At 35.1% G+C, this 17,958-nt stretch carries 14 protein-coding genes; 13 read left to right on the top strand and 1 reads right to left on the bottom strand.

Annotated features, from left to right (window positions below):
• Nucleotides 1–8: 8 nt before the first annotated feature.
• The 6 genes from BZG01_RS18050 to uvrC all read left to right on the top strand — a co-directional run bounded on the left by BZG01_RS18050 (nucleotide 9) and on the right by uvrC (nucleotide 9,797).
• Nucleotides 9–3,302: a DUF4175 family protein gene (locus BZG01_RS18050; protein WP_101311244.1), complete on the top strand. Its 3,294-nt coding sequence runs from the start codon at nucleotides 9–11 to the stop codon at nucleotides 3,300–3,302.
• Nucleotides 3,295–3,702, top strand: a complete 408-nt coding sequence (locus BZG01_RS18045; RefSeq protein WP_101311243.1) for an ATP-binding protein — start codon at nucleotides 3,295–3,297, stop codon at nucleotides 3,700–3,702. Before BZG01_RS18050 ends, BZG01_RS18045 begins: the two co-directional genes overlap by 8 nt.
• Before the next feature lie 3 nt (nucleotides 3,703–3,705).
• On the top strand, nucleotides 3,706–4,131 hold the full coding sequence (gene ybeY, locus BZG01_RS18040; protein WP_101311242.1) for an rRNA maturation RNase YbeY: 426 nt from the start codon (nucleotides 3,706–3,708) through the stop codon (nucleotides 4,129–4,131).
• Between the two features lie 146 nt (nucleotides 4,132–4,277).
• Nucleotides 4,278–6,155 (top strand): tRNA uridine-5-carboxymethylaminomethyl(34) synthesis enzyme MnmG, encoded by a 1,878-nt coding sequence (gene mnmG / locus BZG01_RS18035; protein ID WP_101311241.1) that lies wholly within the window; start codon nucleotides 4,278–4,280, stop codon nucleotides 6,153–6,155.
• A 169-nt stretch (nucleotides 6,156–6,324) separates the two neighbouring features.
• A complete protein-coding gene (gene ade / locus BZG01_RS18030) occupies nucleotides 6,325–7,968 on the top strand; it encodes an adenine deaminase (protein ID WP_101311240.1) in 1,644 nt (547 codons plus the stop codon).
• Nucleotides 7,969–7,994: 26 nt separating this feature from the next.
• Nucleotides 7,995–9,797, top strand: coding sequence for an excinuclease ABC subunit UvrC (gene uvrC, locus BZG01_RS18025; RefSeq protein ID WP_218973160.1), 1,803 nt, complete (start codon nucleotides 7,995–7,997; stop codon nucleotides 9,795–9,797).
• 68 nt (nucleotides 9,798–9,865) lie between these two features.
• On the opposite strand, the gene lplA is transcribed toward uvrC, so the two are convergent.
• A complete protein-coding gene (gene lplA / locus BZG01_RS18020) occupies nucleotides 9,866–10,849 on the bottom strand; it encodes a lipoate--protein ligase (protein WP_101311239.1) in 984 nt (327 codons plus the stop codon).
• A 183-nt stretch (nucleotides 10,850–11,032) separates the two neighbouring features.
• Between lplA and dtd the strand changes: the two genes are divergently transcribed.
• The 7 genes from dtd to BZG01_RS17985 all read left to right on the top strand — a co-directional run.
• Nucleotides 11,033–11,485, top strand: coding sequence for a D-aminoacyl-tRNA deacylase (dtd, locus tag BZG01_RS18015; RefSeq protein WP_101311238.1), 453 nt, complete (start codon nucleotides 11,033–11,035; stop codon nucleotides 11,483–11,485).
• Nucleotides 11,486–11,824, top strand: coding sequence for a nucleotide pyrophosphohydrolase (locus tag BZG01_RS18010; protein ID WP_245870421.1), 339 nt, complete (start codon nucleotides 11,486–11,488; stop codon nucleotides 11,822–11,824). It begins immediately after the preceding gene.
• A 660-nt stretch (nucleotides 11,825–12,484) separates the two neighbouring features.
• The gene (locus BZG01_RS18005; protein ID WP_101311237.1) at nucleotides 12,485–13,444 is read left to right on the top strand and encodes a methionyl-tRNA formyltransferase; all 960 of its coding nucleotides are present in this window, start codon (nucleotides 12,485–12,487) and stop codon (nucleotides 13,442–13,444) included.
• A 30-nt stretch (nucleotides 13,445–13,474) separates the two neighbouring features.
• Nucleotides 13,475–14,035 carry a phage tail protein gene (locus BZG01_RS18000; protein ID WP_101311236.1) on the top strand — a complete coding sequence of 187 codons (561 nt, stop codon included), beginning with the start codon at nucleotides 13,475–13,477 and terminating at the stop codon, nucleotides 14,033–14,035.
• Between the two features lie 131 nt (nucleotides 14,036–14,166).
• On the top strand, nucleotides 14,167–14,715 hold the full coding sequence (locus BZG01_RS17995) for a phage tail protein (protein ID WP_101311235.1): 549 nt from the start codon (nucleotides 14,167–14,169) through the stop codon (nucleotides 14,713–14,715).
• A 12-nt stretch (nucleotides 14,716–14,727) separates the two neighbouring features.
• Nucleotides 14,728–15,279: a phage tail protein gene (locus BZG01_RS17990; RefSeq protein WP_218973159.1), complete on the top strand. Its 552-nt coding sequence runs from the start codon at nucleotides 14,728–14,730 to the stop codon at nucleotides 15,277–15,279.
• Between the two features lie 122 nt (nucleotides 15,280–15,401).
• Nucleotides 15,402–17,958 (top strand): DUF4347 domain-containing protein (locus BZG01_RS17985; RefSeq protein WP_143470944.1); only part of this gene is annotated, 2,557 nt, incomplete at its 3' end.

The raw sequence follows: 17,958 nt of genomic DNA, 5'->3' as shown, positions 1-17,958 counted from the left end.
TAGTTGATATGGGTTCTAAGCAGGAAATTTTTATCGAAAAATTAGATCGGTTTATTCGAAAATACTACCAAAATCAGCTTCTAAGAGGTTTGCTTTTGAGTATTGTTCTGATTTTGTCTTATTTCTTGATTGTCTCGTATACAGAATACTTGCTGTATTTTTCTGTTTCGGTTCGAACATTTCTCGCTATTTTTTCTGTACTGTTTTTTTCGTTAATGATCGTGAAACTAATTATTTTGCCCATAATTGGTTTGTTGCAGATTGGAAAAAGAATAAGCTACAGGCAAGCAATTAGTATTATTACACAATATTTTCCGGATTTGCAGGACCGGTTGATTAATACATTGGAATTAACCGAACTGTCAGCTAAAAGTAATTCATCCGGCGACTCTCTTTTAATGGCCAGCATCAATCAAAGAATGGAATCCATTCAATTGATTCCTTTTAGAAAAGCGATATCATTCAAATCGAATCTTAGCTATTTAAAATACCTTATTATCGTATTTATTGCAATTATTGGAACTTACATTGCTTTGCCGGATATGTACTCCAGTAGTGCGAATCGTTTGGTCCATTTTAGGAAGGAATACATCGCCCCAGCCGACTTTAAATTTGTAGTAAATCAAGATGCCATGAAAGCAGTTCGAGGCTCGGATTTCTATCTGGAAGTGCAAACAGAAGGTAAATATGTGCCGGCTGATGTCTATCTGGTTTCTGAAGGGAATCAGTTCCTGTTAAAAAAGAAAGGAAGTAATCGTTTCAGTTATCTTTTCAGGAATGTAAATAGAGAAGTAAGCTTCTTTTTAAAGGCCGGTAAAATAACATCATTAACCTATCAGCTGGAGATTTTATTAAAACCGGGAATTAAATCTTTTGAACTTACGGTAAAGCCACCATCTTACACAAAATTACCAGAAAGAAAAGAGCAAAATTTGGGAGATATTAGTGTGCCCGAAGGATCTTTATTGGAATGGACGATTGAGGGGGAAGACACCAATTCTGTTCAAGTTGTTTTCAATGATTCTCTAAACCGGGCCGATTCACAAGATAAAGACAATACCTTCTTATTTTCAAAAAACATCTTTCAGAAAAATAACTACCAAATTTATGTTAGTAATGAGCAATTTGAAAAACAGCTTTTTGCCAATTATACCATTGATATAATACCTGATCTTTATCCGCAAATTCAAGTGTCAGTTGTACAAGATACTTTATTGCCTACGGCCTACTATTTTAAAGGTATATTGAAGGATGATTATGGATTTTCGAAATTACGGTTTTGTTATTTTATCAATGATCAGTTACCTGTTTACATTCCTCTAAGCTTGAATCGAAATCTTAGTTCTCAGGAGTTTTATTATGCCTTCGATTTTGCAAATGTTGATGTAAGCGAAGGAAGTCATGTACAATATTATTTTGAAGTTTTCGATAATGATGGAATAAATAAACCGAAAATGTCTCGTTCCCGGCAATTTTCTTTATTAGTTCCGGATTCGAAACAGTTGTACGATTTAAATACAAGTATTCAGGATAGTATTTCGAATCGAATCGAAAAAGGAATAGATCTGAGTCAATCCATACAGGAAGATATAAAGCGTCTGCAGAAAAATATGTTGGATGGCACCGGAGACAAATGGCAGCAACAGCAAATGTTTCAGCAAATCGATTCTAAAAAGAAACAATTGGATGAGTTGCTAAATAATATCAAGCAAGAGAATGCAAAAAAAAATCAGTTGTCAAATTCTTTGGGACAAAAAGATTCTTTACTAATCGAAAAGCAAAAACAAATTGAAAAGCTTCTTGAAAATGTAATGGATGATGAGTTGCAAAAATTGTTTGAAGAATTTAACAAATTGGCTGAAGATTTTAAATCGGAAGATTTAAATAAGCTAGGAAACCAAATAAACATGTCGTTTGATGATTTTCAGAAACAAATGGATCGCAACCTGAGTTTGTTGGAACGATATGATATTGAGGCTCGTATGAATCAAATTGTCGATAGAATTGATAAAATTGCAGATAGTCAGGAGGAAATTAGTGACCTGGGGCACAAGCAGGAGGAAAAAATGAATTCTCAGCAGGTTGAGGAAAGTCAAAAATGGGATGATTTGAAAAAAGATCTGCAAAATCTTCTCGAAAAAAATTCCGGCATTAGTGACCCGTATCAATTTCAAAATCCTTCCGAAGATCTTGAGTCTATTTCTGATATGATGAAAGAATCAAAAAACTTTTTAGAAGAAGGTAAAAACTCTAAGGCTTCAAAAAATATGAAAGCAACTTCTAAAAAACAAAAATCACTTGCTCAGAAGTTGAATAGTAATCTTTCAAAAAGTGTAAGTGCTCAGCTTACCGTTGATATTGATAATTTAATTCGCCTGATGAATAACCTGATGGAATTTTCATTTCAGCAGGAGGCCGTATTGACCGATTACAAAACTGTGGATTATCGAAATCCTTTATTTGTAAAAATGATAGAAGAACAGGGGGGATTAAAAGAGGAGTATTTATTAATTCAGGATTCATTGCTTTCTCTTTCATCTCACTCACCTCAGGTTGCAGCTTTAATTGGAAATAGAATTTTTGATATAGGTAACTATCTCGATCAGGTTCTCGAAGAAGCTAACAGCAGAAGAAAAATTCAAGCCAATGTCACACAACAAAAAGTCTTAACTGAAGTTAATGAATTATCACTATTTCTTTCCGAGGCATTAAAACAACTCATGGAACAAATGGCGAATGCTATGCCTGGCGATCAAATTGGTGATCAAAAAGGAGGAAAACCATCATTTGCAGGTATGCAATCGGAGCAGCAATCCTTAAAAAAGATGTTGGAGGAGATGATTCAGGAAATGAAATCAGGAAATGGTAAAAATAATTCGAAAGAAAAATTGGGAAAGTTTTTACAAAGGCAGGAAATGTTTCAACAAAATTTGAGTGAAATTCTTCAGAAGGGTGGCGTTGGAGATGAGACAGAGAATATATTACGTGAAATAATGAAAATGATTGACCAAACGCAATCAGACATATCTAATTTTTCCATAAATTCGAATACAATTAATAGGCAAAATAGAATAATTTCTCGTTTGTTGGAAGCTGAAAACGCTCAGAGAGAGAAAGATTTTGATAAAAAAAGAGAAAGTAATTCTGGAAATATTATTAAATTGAGTAACCCTACAGAAATATTTGAGTATAAAAGAATACGAACAGATTTTGAAGGTGTTTTCGATGACTCTTATGTAAAAATGATCGACTACTATAATAAATTGTATTTGGATTACATGATCAAAATAAATAATGACTAAATCAGAAAAATTGCTAATCTTTCCATCCGAATTAGAGAATATAAGCAGAGTTGAAAGACTCATAGATGAGATTTCTTCATCTCATAACCTTAGTTCTGAAATTTACGGAAAAATTTCAGTTGCCCTTATTGAAGCTGTCAATAATGCGATTTTGCATGGCAACCAGCTAGACGTAACTAAAAAGGTGAAAGTTAAATACAATATTGATGACGAATCTATTAGTTTCATTGTGTGGGATGAAGGTAAAGGATTCGATTTTTCGAATATTCCTGACCCAACGCTTCCTGAAAATTTGGAGAAGACACATGGACGGGGAGTTTTTCTAATGAATCACTTGGCTGATGATATTGAATTTGGAGAGAATGGTGCTATAGTAGAAATGAAATTTATTTTTGGATAAAAAATGTTGATTACTTACGATACGTGTGAAGCTAGTATTCCCGCGATTGATCAGAAGCGCTTAAGCGAATGGATCAATCGCGTTGTTGTTAATAATAGTTTCGAAATTGGAGAGATAAATTACTATTTCTGCTCTGATAATTACCTGCTTGAAATGAATCGTGAACACTTAAATCACGATTACTTTACGGATATAATTACTTTTGATTATACTGTTGCTGATATTGTATCAGGAGATTTATTTATAAGTGTTGATACTGTTCTTGATAATGCAAAAGAATACGGATGCGAGTATCTTCAGGAATTGCATCGTGTAATGATTCATGGAGTCCTTCATTTAATGGGAATTGATGATAAAACTGATGAAGATCAGGAAATAATGACCCAAAAGGAGGACGAATCATTAGCATTACTTTCCGATATTGATTAAATTTGTAAAATTTTTTTTATTTATTGATCTGAATTCTAGATAATTAGCAAGGGTGTGTCCATTGCAGTTGATTGGTTTTCAGTTTTTTAGATAAAATAATTACCTTTGCAAGAATAAGAATAACGAATATAAATATCTTTTATTATATGTTGCCAAAGTATGATGTTATAGTAGTAGGTGCCGGTCATGCAGGATGTGAGGCGGCAACAGCTGCGGCAAACCTTGGATCTTCGGTTCTTTTGGTTACCATGGATATGAATAAAATTGCTCAAATGTCATGTAATCCAGCTATTGGTGGAATTGCAAAAGGGCAAATTGTTCGTGAATTAGATGCCTTGGGCGGTTTTACAGGAATAGTTACCGACCGGTCATCCATTCAATTCCGTATGCTTAATCGCTCTAAAGGACCTGCAATGTGGAGTCCAAGATCACAATGCGATAGAATGATTTTCTCTTCGGAATGGAGAAAAATTGTTGAGAATACAGATAATTTGGACATGTGGCAGGATGCCGTTGTTCAAGTAATTATAGAAGATGGCAAAGCAGTTGGTGTGACTACTAAATTGGGAATCAACATTACTGCAAAATCGGTAATATTAACCAATGGAACTTTCCTTAACGGATTAATGCACATTGGGCGTAAGCAGGAAAAAGGGGGGAGAACAGCAGAACCTGCATCTGTAGGAATTAGTGAACAATTAAAAAATATTGGCTTTGAAGTTGGGAGAATGAAAACCGGAACTCCTGCACGTTTAGATGGCAGAAGTATTGATTTTTCAGTAATGAAAAGACAGGATGGGGAAGAAGGATTTTATCAATTTTCTTATTTGACAGATCATGTAGATCGTATTCTTACTCAGAGACCATGTTATATAACGTATACAAATCTGGATGTTCACGATAGTCTTAGAGAAGGGTTTAAAGAATCTCCAATGTATAATGGAACAATTCAGAGTACAGGTCCAAGATATTGTCCGAGTATAGAATCTAAGCTGTCAACTTTTGCTGAGAAGCAGGAGCATTTGCTTTTTTTAGAACCTGAAGGAGAGCACACTCACGAATATTATATCAACGGATTTTCATCGAGTCTTCCTTGGGATGTTCAGTTAAAAGCACTTCAAAAAGTTCCGGGATTGGAAAATGTGAAAATGTACCGTCCGGGATATGCAATTGAATATGACTATTTTGATCCTACTCAACTTCATCATACTTTGGAAACAAAATTGGTTTCGAACTTATTTTTTGCCGGCCAGATTAATGGCACAACCGGATATGAAGAAGCAGGAGCTCAGGGAATGATGGCAGGAATAAATGCGAGTTTATTGGTGCAAGGAAAAGAGGCTTTCACACTGAATAGAGACGAAGCTTATATTGGTGTTTTAATTGACGATTTGGTAACAAAAGGTGTTGATGAACCTTACCGAATGTTTACATCAAGAGCCGAATACCGAATTTTATTAAGACAGGATGATGCAGATTTACGCTTAAGTCCTAAGGCTTTTAAATTAGGATTAGTGGGACAAAAGCGAATTGACTTACTGGAAGAGAAAATTGAGTTTAGAGATAAATTGGTTACCTTTTGTAAAGAGTTTAGCTGCAAACCAAAATTCTTAAATCCGGTTCTGGAAAAATTAAGAACGGCTCCATTAAAACAGGGCGTTAAATTGTATGATATTATTCTTCGTCCGCAGGTTCAGATTAATGATTTGCTGGAAGATATTATCCCATTAAAAGAAGTGGTGGATTCAATACCAAACAGGCGGGAAGAAATTATTGAAGCAGCTGAGGTTTTAATAAAATATTCGGGCTATATAAATAGGGAAAAATTGATCGCAGAAAAATTAACCCGCCTGGAGAATATTAATATAAAAGGCAGATTTGAGTATACAAGTTTGCAATCTATTTCGACTGAGGCAAGACAAAAATTGGATAAAATTCAGCCTCAAACTATTGGTCAGGCATCGCGGATATCGGGTGTTTCTCCTAGCGATATTAACGTTCTTTTGGTACTCATGGGACGATAACGTTCCACGTGGAACTAAGGAGTATTTTAAAATAGTTTACTCCTTAAAACGCCCGAAATTGCCTTTTTGCATGTCGAAAAGTTAATTTCGGGCGTTTTTGAAGGCAATGTTGAGCTATTTTAGGAATTAAATTTAGAGATTACCATTATCAAATGATAATAGATTAGATATGACAAGTAATAGATTTTCGATATCAGGTAAAGTCGTGGATGTTGTTTCACGTGAAATAATCAATGCAGAGGTGTATGTTGAAGAGGGAAGAATCACTTCCATTACTAAAAGAGATTCTGTTCCTGATCAATATATCTTGCCGGGACTTGTTGATGCACACATGCACATTGAAAGTACCTTATTAATACCAAGTCGATTTGCAAGTTTAGTTGTACAGTTTGGTACATTAGGTTTGGTTACAGACCCGCACGAAATAGCAAATGTGTTGGGTGAGATTGGTGTCGATTTCATGATTAATGATGCCGGTAAAGTTCCTTTGGAAATTCGCTTTGGTGTTCCTTCATGTGTGCCGGCAACCAAACACGAAACTTCAGGTTTTGTTTTGGATAGTAATATTGTGGAAAGCTTACTGAAAAGAGAAGAAGTTGTTTGTCTTGCCGAAGTAATGGATTTTGTTGGTGTGATTGAAGACGATCTTGAGGTACTCAAAAAAATAGTAGCGTGTAAGAATCTTGGAAAAAAAATTGACGGTCATGCTCCAGGTTTAAAAGGGAGGGATTTGAAAAAATATGTGGCATCTGGAATTTCTGCGGACCATGAATGTTCAACTTTGGAGGAAGCTCTTGAAAAGATTTCTTTAGGGATGATGATTCAAATACGGGAGGGTAGTGCTGCTAAAGATTTTGAGGCGCTGTATTCTTTATTGGAAACACACCCGGATAGAATCATGTTGTGTACAGATGATTTGCATCCCGATGATTTAATTGAAAATGGGCATATAAATTTTCTGATTAAACGTGGATTGAAAAAGGGACTTAATTTATTTTCATTGCTTCGTGCTGCCAGTTACAATCCAATTCATCATTATGGATTAAACTTGGGATTGTTGCAGGTTGGCGATTCTGCAGATTTTATTGTAATTGATCATCCGGAATCATTTGTTGTAGAGCAGGCATTTCGAAAAGGTATTTGTATTTATAAAAATAAGGAGGTTTTGTTTAATGTAAGTAATGAAATCATATTGAATAATTTTAGTCGAAAACCAATTCAATTGGCAGATTTGGCTGTTAAGCCTCAAAATGGTTCATTGCGGGCAATGGTTGTTAAGGATGGTGATCTGATAACTGATTCGATTTTGTGTACACCAAAGCTAATTGATTCAAATGTTGTATCTGACGTTGATAATGATTTATTGAAAATGGTTGTGATGAGTCGATACGACAATGGAAAACCTGTAATGGGATTTGCCAAAGGATTCGGTTTTAAAAAGGGAGCTATTGCCGAAAGTATCGCTCACGATAGCCACAATATTATTGCAGTAGGAACAAGTGATGAAGATTTGCTTCATGCAATTAATACTCTAATTGAAATGAAAGGTGGTATTGTTGCCGTTAACAACGGAGAAAGTGAGTCGGTTGAATTGGAAGTTGCGGGATTAATGTCGAACAAGACTGGAGAGGATTTGGTAAGGGAATATGCAAAATTGAGTGATTTTGCTTCCGATTTGGGGTCAAATTTTCAGTCTCCGTTCATGACTCTTGCATTTATGTCTTTACTGGTAATTCCAAAACTAAAATTATCAGATAAAGGTCTTTTTGATGTTAAAGAATTTAGAGTAATAGACCTTTTTAAAGAAGAGTAAGCTATATTAGTGGAAAATTATAATAAGTGATAAAAAATAAAAACATAGATCATTTAAAATTTTTGGTTTCCGCCTTGCCGGAAGAGCCAGGAGTTTATCAGTTCTTTGATGAGAACGATACAATTATATATGTAGGAAAAGCAAAGCGACTCAAAAGAAGAGTTGCTTCCTATTTTAACAAAGTTCACGATTCGGCAAAAACCAATATAATGGTTCGCAAAATTGTGGATATTCGGCACATTGTTGTTGAATCGGAAGAGGATGCCCTGTTATTGGAAAATAACTTAATAAAAAAACATCAGCCTCGGTACAATGTTCTTTTGAAAGACGATAAATCTTTTCCCTGGATTTGCATTAAAAGCGAAAACTTTCCCAGAGTGCAAGTCACCCGTCATTTGATTAAAGATGGTTCGGAATATTTTGGACCCTATACGAGTGTAAAAATGGTTCGGATTTTAATGGATATGATTCGGTCTTTGTATCAACTGCGAACATGTAATTTAAGTTTATCGGAAGAGGGGATTAGAGATCAGAAATTCAAAGTTTGTTTGGAGTATCATATTGGAAATTGCAAAGCACCTTGTGTTGGGAAGGAGAGTAAGGAGGAGTATGAACAAACAATACAGGATATTCGGAATATATTGAAAGGAAATATTGGTTCGGTAACTTCTCATTTGAAAGAAAAAATTCAGGAACTGGCCAATGATTTTAAATTCGAAGAAGCACACCTTATTAAAGAGAAATTAGATTTACTGGCAAAGTATCAAAGTAAGTCAACAATCGTAAATCCTTCCATCAATAACATTGATGTTTATTCTATTGTTGATGATGAAGATTCAGCTTATGTGAATTTTCTAAAAGTGGTAAATGGAGCCATTATTCAGGCACACACCATTGAAATGAAAAAGAAAATTTACGAAAGTAAAGAGGATTTACTTTTGCTTGCTATTACAGAGATCCGGCAGAAGATTTTTAGTACGGCAAAAGAAATTTTGATTCCTTTTGAGCTTGAATTATCCATTCAAAATGTTCGGTTTGTTGTACCTCAACGTGGCGACAAAAAGAAATTATTGGATTTATCTGAACGCAACGTTAAATATTACCGTCTCGAAAAGTTAAAGAAAGGGGATAAGTCTCTAAAACAATCGCATTCCGAACGTATTGTAGAAACCATGCGCACCGATTTAAGATTAAAAGATGCACCGGTTCATATTGAATGTTTTGACAATTCGAACATACAAGGAACGAATCCTGTTGCTTCTTGTGTTGTATTTAGGAATGCAAGACCTTATAAAAAAGATTATCGGCATTTCAATATAAAGACAGTAGTTGGAGCAAATGATTTTGCTTCTATGGAAGAAATAATTTACCGGCGTTATAAAAGATTGCTGGATGAGGGAAAGAGTTTACCACAATTGATTTTAATTGATGGGGGAAAAGGACAATTGGGTGCAGCTTTAAATAGTTTGGATAAATTAGAATTGCGAGGAAAGATTTCTGTAATAGGAATCGCCAAAAAACTGGAAGAAATCTATTTTCCCGGTGATCCTTACCCATTGTATTTGGATAAGAATTCAGAAACCCTTAAAACTATTCAGCACTTGCGAAATGAATCGCATCGCTTTGCAATAACCTTTCATAGGCAGAAGCGATCAAAAGCATTTATTGTCTCTGAATTGGATAAAATTGAAGGCATTGGAAAAAAATCAGTTGAAAAGTTAATTAAAAAATTTAAGTCGGTAGAGAATGTGAAAAATGCCGCACTTGCTGATTTGGAATCTGAATTAGGAAATTCAAAAGCTTTAATAGTCTGGAAATATTTCAATTAGAGATTTTATTTGAGAAGTTACTTGAATATTTATTCAGCGCAGTTTTAATTCTATAATAATTCAAACCGTTAAAAAAATGCCGACAAAATCTCTTTTTGTGTGATATGTTTAAAGTATAGGTTTGTATTTAGATTGTTAAGGTATTTATATACAGTGTCTTTGTCGTGATATTGACCGATCATTAAGCTTTTAAAGTCCAAAATGTGGTTTTCTACCAGGCAATTACCTAATAAATTAAGGTTTTTAATTATTCCTTTCTCTACTGTCATGCTAACCTCTAATATAATTCCCCCCGAAAAATTACTGAGTTTTTCAAAGATGTAGTTGGGAGAGTAGCCATAATTCCATTCCCAGTTGTTGTATTTCTCTGCCATTAAAGCTTCTATCTTTTCAATATCAATTGCCGATAGTTCAAATTCCTTGGCATCTGGAAATTTCGTTGTCAAATCTGTTAAAATTAATTGAGCAAAGTTGTCGATACTCATGGAATGGGAAAGATATTCAGAGATGTTTGTTACCTTACTTCTAATGGATCTTATGCCTCGATCTTTAAACTTGAGAGGGTTTACTTTCAACAACTGGTTTAGGCGCTTTAAATCGCTTGAGAATAGCATTGTGCCATGCTGCATAAGCTTGTTCTTAAAAATGTGTGAAGCATTCCCTGAAAATTTCTTTCCATCGATCGTTAAATCGCTTTTTCCTTCAAATTTAGCGTTTACGTGCAGCTTTTGAAGAGTATCGATAATTGGCTGACTGTATTTTTGAAAATCAACCAATTTGCTTTTTTCTCCACTCTTGATAAAGCAGTAATTTAGATTTCCTTTATCGTGAAAAACGGTTCCTCCACCTGACATTCGCCTAACAACAGGTATATTTTCCTGTTCAGCTTTGTCGAGATTGATTTCAGCCAGAGTATTTTGATGTTTTCCTACAATTAATGCAGGAGTATTGGTATACAGGAAGAAAAAATCATCTTCATGGTTTTTTAGCAAATACTCTTCGCAGGCAATGTTAAAAACGGGATTGGTAGATGAACTGATGAAATACAACATGCTTTACTTTTTTTTGTAACGAATTACAAATATCATTATTAATTGGGAAATATCTTAATTTAGAATCAATTTTAATAGTGTAGAGGTCTGAAAAAACGGCTTTAGCAATATCTTTTTTACATGAATATGATGTGTTATATTTGAGAGGAACAATTAATTTTAACATTTAATAAATATATTGATATGCGAGTTGTGGTTCAGCGGGTTACTCAAGCTTCTGTGCGTGTAGATTCTGAAATAATCGGTCAGATATCGAAAGGATTGCTGGTGTTGGTGGGAATAGAGAAAGCTGATACGGAAGAGGATTCAGAATGGTTGAGTAAAAAAATCTGTCATCTTCGAATTTTTGACGATGAGGAAGGAGTAATGAATAAATCTTTACTTGAAGTGGATGGAAATATTTTGGTAATCAGTCAGTTTACTTTGCATGCTAAAACCAGAAAAGGGAACAGACCATCTTATATTACAGCCGCAAAACCTGATATTTCAATTCCTCTGTACGAGGATTTTGTTGCTCGTTTGCAGAAAGAATCAGGAAAGAAGGTGGAAACGGGAAAATTTGGTGCCGAAATGCAGGTTTCATTGGTTAACGATGGTCCGGTTACCATTGTAATGGATACTAAAAACAAGGAATAGATGATGAATCAGATAGGAATTAAGGAAGCCCAGGAGAAAGTTGATCAATGGATCAAAAAATATGGAGTTCGTTATTTTAATGAATTGACCAACATGGCTATTTTGACCGAAGAGGTAGGAGAGGTGGCTCGAATTATCTCCAGAAAATATGGTGAACAATCTTTCAAAGAAAGCGACAAGAAAGTTGATTTGGCTGATGAAATGGCTGATGTTCTGTGGGTTTTAATGTGCCTGGCAAATCAGACAGGAGTCGATTTAAACGAAGCATTTCAGAAGAATCTGGAAAAGAAAACTCACAGGGATATGAACAGGCATCTGGCAAATGATAAGCTAAAATAGGATTATTACCTGTTAGTGGATTATTTTCGCATGTGACTTACAGTCTTTTTTCTGATACTTTGTTGTGTCTCAGTATCGCTCCCAAAAACGCCATGCAATCTTTTATTTTAAACAGCTCAGCTAATTTTAAAAAGCCAATTCATTTTTGGTTTGATTAATTCTTATACCCCCTCCATTCAAAATCTTTTTTTACAAAAATCTTGATTCTATAAGATTTTGTGTTTCCAAGTTACTATCATATTTTTTTATAGGAATATGCATTTTCCTGCAAACGTCAGTATTTAGAAGTGTTTGATTCTATATTTAGTATTTCTGAATATAAAAATAGTTTATTAGGATAAATACTTCTGAAGTCTTTGTTTTTATTAAGTTTATTCGTGTTTTTCTTTGTTTTTTTTATTAGTGGCACGTAAAAGTGGTTTAATAATATTTTTGCAAATGTTAATGGAATTAATTAAATTAATAAATCAAATGATAATGTTGCGTTATGATACACTGGAAATCGCAAATAATAAGTTCATTTTCTTAGGAGATAGCATGAAATTATTGGAGATAAGGAATTGTTTTCCAATTAAGTTTTAAGAAGATTATACTTATCATAAATATTATTTAACGGTGTTTTAACTATTTTAATTCTTCTCTTTTAACTCACTTGTGATAATGAAAATATTAGTTTGTTGTAATTCGGATTTATTAGCTTTTCCTACTATTCTACAACTTAAAAAGATGGGAGTATTAGTTGGCGTTTGTATTCCTGAAAAGAGCAAGCGTTTTTTATTGCCTCCATTAGAGATGATGGATTTAAATGTAGAATTAATCTGTTTATCACGAAATAGTTGGGTAAATACTATTGAAAATTTTCTTAAGAACAATCAGGTTGATAGTGTTTGGGTTTTAACTTTTCCTTGGTTTTTTCCTAAGAGTGTATTGGAATTATTAGATTATGGATTTGTTAATTTTCATTTTGGGCTTTTACCTCAATATAAGGGGAATGATCCTATTTTCTGGCAATTTAAAAATAAGGAAGTTAATGGGGGGGTAACCATTCACTACATAAATGAGGATATAGATGAAGGTCCAGTGATATTGCAGGAGAAAATTCCAATTATACCTGGAGAGACTTACGGCTTGCACAGTCAGCGTCTTGGTTTACACAATACAACTTTAATAAATAAGGTAATAAGGAAGCAAGTAGCAGAAGAGTTTTCTTCACTAGTATTAGAGTTTGATGGCATTGTTTACTCAAAAAAACCAGATGAGAAGGATTTAATAATTGACTGGGAAAATCAAACATCAGATGATATCGAGTATTTGGTAAATGCTTCAAATCCTAAATATGGAGGTGCAAAGACTACAATTAATGGTCTTGAACTGTTCATTTTAGAGGTTGCCCCTGTTGATATGGAACAAAAGATTATAGCAAATCCCGGACAAATTATACATGCGGATGCAATTTATGGACTGATTGTTTATTGTTCTGATGACAGATGCATTAGGATCACAGTTACTCATACAAGAGAGGGCTTTTTGTCTGGAGTAAAACTATTCAATATGGGAATAAGAACGGGAAATGCTTTCGGAAGACCAGTTGATCGTTTAGAAACAATTGATTTAATATAGGAATGGAATATTAATCTTAAAACTTAAATTATGGATGACGGATATTTAGGAGAAATCAGACTATTTGCGGGGAACTTTGCACCTCGTGGATGGCATTATTGCGATGGTTCTTTGTTACCAATAGCTGACAATGATGCTCTTTTCTCACTTTTGGGAACAGTTTACGGAGGAGATGGGAGATCAACTTTTGGTTTGCCTGATTTTCGTGGGCGTATTCCTGTAGGAGTAGGAACTGGGCCAGGCCTTACAGAACGTTGGCTTGGACAAATATCAGGTATGGAAATATCAACCTTAACAGTTGATAGCTTGCCCAGTCATACCCATTCATTAAAAGCTGTTGGAACAGAAGGAAATGAACAACAACCTGAAGATGCCGTATTTGCATTGTCTTATGGACAGTTCCAGCAAGAAGGTAGTACTTATACCGGACAAAATACAAATTTCACAAAAAGCACAACTAATTTAGAACCAATGAACCCAAAATCTGTAGGGAATGCAGGTGGTAGTACACAACATTATAATGTACAGCCTTTTTTGGGGATAAATTATGTTATTTGTTTACAGGGACTTTACCCCTCAAGAAATACTTGATATAAATCCTAAGTCCTTAGCAGATTCAGGAAATGATTGGGACATAGCAATATGCACTCTTATTTCAGTATTAATTATATTATTTGTTTAGATCAATAATACCAACAAGAAATTAATTAAAAAGAAACAATATGGATGATGGATATTTAGGTGAAATCAGATTTTTTGCAGGAAGTTTTGCACCTCGTAATTGGGAGTATTGCACGGGACAGCTACTGCCTATAGCACAAAATCAGGCACTTTATTCTCTTTTAGGTACTTATTATGGAGGTGATGGCAGAGCTAATTTTGCATTGCCAGACTTTAGGGGAAGAACAGGCATAAGTCCTGACAGTAGAGTAGGACTGGATGTGGGAGACATGGGAGGACAGGAAGCCGTAATTCTTGCTACAGAAAATATTCCGGAGCATACTCACGATCTTTATGTTTATAATCAGGAAGGTAATGAAATTGTTCCACAAGATATGGTGATTGCACAACCAATTGGAAGTGTAACTGTAGGAAGAGATACTTATCCAGTTAATTCAGTTTCATATTCCGAAAATATGCAAACTACTATAGATATGAACCAAGGAACTCTTTCCTCTGAAGGTGGCGGGAAACCACATAATAATATGCAGCCTTATATAGGAATGAACTATATAATATGTGTTAAAGGCTTATTTCCATCAAGAAATTAAAAAAATAAAATTATGGAAGGATATATAGGAGAAATTAGGTTTTTTGCAGGCAATTTTGCTCCAAGAGGATGGATGTTTTGCGATGGAGAAATGTTAACCATACAAGAGTATACACCTTTATTTGCCATCATTAGTTCTTACTATGGAGGAGATGCAAGAACAAATTTTGCTTTGCCGGATCTTAGGCAAAAAGTTGCAATAGGTACAGGAAGAGGGCCTGGACTAAGTTATTATCAACTGTCTCAAAGAGGTGGTGCTTCTCAGTTGACTCTATCAGAGCAGCAAATGCCTCAACATTCACATACAATGAAAGCAGCTCAGGGAAATGGAGATCTTAATTCTCCTTCAGGGGCTTATCCGGCAGCTTCAAACGGTGTGATTACAGCAGGTAGAGATAGTTATACTTATCAAAATGCAGCGTATTCAAATCAAACGCCTAATACTCAAATGAATGGCGCAGCTATTGGAGAGGCAGGTCAAAGTATACCTCATAATAACATGCAACCATATTTGGCATGTAATTATATTATATGTGTTAATGGTTTATTTCCATCAAGAAATTAATAGTCATTATTTTATGATGTAATTCACATATAGTAAAGAACTTATGAAGTAAGGTCTTAAGGCTGTTTAGCTTTAAGACCTGCTCTGTTGAAATGAGTATTAAAGATTAAAATCCAGGGGTTATGAAAAATTTATACAAAAGATTTATTGTTTTTTTTGCCATTTTGACTTCTTTTCTGGAGTATGGCCAATATATTTATGCTTCTACTGAGCAAAAAAACAAATCAGAGGTCGTCTTTGTCTTTACCTCAGTAGTTGATTACCAAACCTTAGTTGAGGGAATAAGTGATCAGGCGGAGGTACTGCTAATTGATTCAAATTTGAATGGTTTGGATCAAATGGCCGAATTTCTGAAAGGAAAGAGTGGTGTGAATGCAATTCATATTATTTCTCACGGAAATAAAGGGGTAGTTAATTTGGGAGCAGTTTCCTTAAATAACAATAATATTGATAATTATTCTGATCAACTGTTAACTATAGGAAATACTCTTTCTGAAACCGGTGATATTTTAATTTATGGATGTAATGTTGCTGGCGGAAGCTCAGGAAATAAATTTATACAGCATTTAAGTGAATTGACAAAAGCAGATATTGCTGCTTCAAATGATTTAACAGGGAATGTAAATTTGGGAGGAAATTGGGATCTGGAGGTACAAACAGGACCATTGAACAATAATAAATATTTATTGGATGAAGTTCAAAAAACATATAACTGGGTATTAACCACAACTGGTACAGCAGATGGAACTTATGATTTTGGTACTTTAGGAGCTGCTGACTCGGGTGGTTCAGGTTTTAAAACACAGGGAGATAAATTTAAGGTTAGTAATGCTTTTGCGTCTTGGAGTACAGTTATCTATTTGGAAGATACTAAAACTGCAACGGTTGTGATCAAAGCGGAGGGAGGCACAACAATGAAGACAGCGACAGTTAAAGATTTAACAGTTGGCTCAGCAGGGCTTACATGGACCGTATCACAATTTGATATAACTCTTAAAGACTATTCGGGAAGTGTGATTGCTACTCACTCTTTGTCAGGAAGTGAGTCTATTGGTACGGGAATCGATTATAAAATAAGTGATTTTGGTTTTTCATCAGCATGGCCAGCGGCAGGTTATGCTAATGTAGCAGAAATAAGTATTACATATGATCTTAATAGTTCAAGTTCAAACTTTGAATTTAGAAGTATTACCCTTGCTGATATATCAAATACAGCCAGCTTAAATACAAAACCTACAGCTTCTTCTTTCACAGCTTCGCTAATTTATGAAAATACAGCTTATGCTTTTTCAACTTCAGATTTTAGTTATTCTGATGGTGATGGTGATCCTCTTGATCATGTTAGGATTACAGCAGTTCCAAGTAATGGAACTTTATGGATTGATAGTGATGGAAGTGGAACTGTGAATGGAGGTGAATCGGCTTTAAGCAACAACGTAACAGTTTCAAAAGCTGATTTAGATGCAGGAAAATTAAAATATTTGAATACAAACGGAACATCATCGAGTTTTACATTTGATGTAAACGATGGAACAGACTATAGCGCTTCGACATATACAGCAACATTAACGGTTACTCCAGAGCCAATAGTTATCTTAAGTTTGGATCCTTCTTCTTCTATTTCAGAGAACGGAGGAAGTACTTCTGTTAAAGCTACCCTTTCAAATACATTTAATAAGACTGTAAGTGTAAATTTATTAAAATCTGGGACTACATCAGGGACGGATTATTCCTTGTCTTCTACAACCATATCTATAACTACCGGAAATACTACAGGTACTGCTACAATAACCGGAGTGAATGATGATTTGGATGAAAATAATGAAACTGTAATTATCGATATTTCTTCTGTGACAAATGGTACTGAACCGGGTACACAACAGGTTACCTGTACTTTAATAGATGATGATAATACTCCAGTTGTAACAGCCTCTCAGAGTTTTAGCATTGCAGAAAATATTGCAAACTCAGGAGCCGTAGGAACAGTACTTGCAACAGACGGCGATGCAGGAACATCTTTCTCATCCTGGACAGAAACCGGAGGAACCGGCGCATCCATTTTTGAGATCAATGCCTCCAGCGGCGCAATCACCGTAACCGATAACTCAGGTATAGATTATGAAACAACAACCTCATACACATACACCGTAACAGTTTCCGACGGAACCAACACTTCAGCCGCAGAGACGATAACAATCAATATCACAGATATAAACGACAACACTCCAGTTGTAACAGCCTCACAGAGTTTTAGCATTGCAGAAAATATCGCAAACTCAGGAGCCGTAGGAACAGTACTTGCAACAGACGGCGATGCAGGAACATCTTTCTCATCCTGGACAGAAACCGGAGGAACCGGCGCCTCCATTTTTGAGATCAACGCATCAAGCGGCGCAATCACCGTAACCGATAACTCAGGTATAGATTATGAAACAACAACCTCATACACATACACCGTAACAGTTTCCGACGGAACCAACACTTCAGCCGCAGAAACGATAACAATCAATATCACAGATATAAATGATGTCACTCCAGTTGTAACAGCCTCCCAGAGTTTTAGCATTGCAGAAAATATTGCAAACTCAGGAGCCGTAGGAACAGTACTTGCAACAGACGGCGATGCAGGAACATCTTTCTCATCCTGGACAGAAACCGGAGGAACCGGCGCATCCATTT

Source organism: Labilibaculum manganireducens, assembly GCF_002843385.1.
Lineage (GTDB): Bacteria > Bacteroidota > Bacteroidia > Bacteroidales > Marinifilaceae > Labilibaculum > Labilibaculum manganireducens.
Note: the sequence above shows the minus strand (reverse complement) of the source record. Positions and strands in the feature narration are given on the sequence as shown.

What these genes read in the sequence shown, in the direction of transcription:
- BZG01_RS18050 (WP_101311244.1), top strand. Translation starts at nt 9, where the DNA reads ATGGGTTCTAAGCAGGAAATTTTTATCGAAAAATTAGATCGGTTTATT.
- BZG01_RS18045 (WP_101311243.1), top strand. Translation starts at nt 3,295, where the DNA reads ATGACTAAATCAGAAAAATTGCTAATCTTTCCATCCGAATTAGAGAAT.
- ybeY (WP_101311242.1), top strand. Translation starts at nt 3,706, where the DNA reads ATGTTGATTACTTACGATACGTGTGAAGCTAGTATTCCCGCGATTGAT.
- mnmG (WP_101311241.1), top strand. Translation starts at nt 4,278, where the DNA reads ATGTTGCCAAAGTATGATGTTATAGTAGTAGGTGCCGGTCATGCAGGA.
- ade (WP_101311240.1), top strand. Translation starts at nt 6,325, where the DNA reads ATGACAAGTAATAGATTTTCGATATCAGGTAAAGTCGTGGATGTTGTT.
- lplA (WP_101311239.1), bottom strand. Translation starts at nt 10,849, where the DNA reads ATGTTGTATTTCATCAGTTCATCTACCAATCCCGTTTTTAACATTGCC.
- dtd (WP_101311238.1), top strand. Translation starts at nt 11,033, where the DNA reads ATGCGAGTTGTGGTTCAGCGGGTTACTCAAGCTTCTGTGCGTGTAGAT.
- BZG01_RS18010 (WP_245870421.1), top strand. Translation starts at nt 11,486, where the DNA reads ATGATGAATCAGATAGGAATTAAGGAAGCCCAGGAGAAAGTTGATCAA.
- BZG01_RS18005 (WP_101311237.1), top strand. Translation starts at nt 12,485, where the DNA reads ATGAAAATATTAGTTTGTTGTAATTCGGATTTATTAGCTTTTCCTACT.
- BZG01_RS18000 (WP_101311236.1), top strand. Translation starts at nt 13,475, where the DNA reads ATGGATGACGGATATTTAGGAGAAATCAGACTATTTGCGGGGAACTTT.
- BZG01_RS17995 (WP_101311235.1), top strand. Translation starts at nt 14,167, where the DNA reads ATGGATGATGGATATTTAGGTGAAATCAGATTTTTTGCAGGAAGTTTT.
- BZG01_RS17990 (WP_218973159.1), top strand. Translation starts at nt 14,728, where the DNA reads ATGGAAGGATATATAGGAGAAATTAGGTTTTTTGCAGGCAATTTTGCT.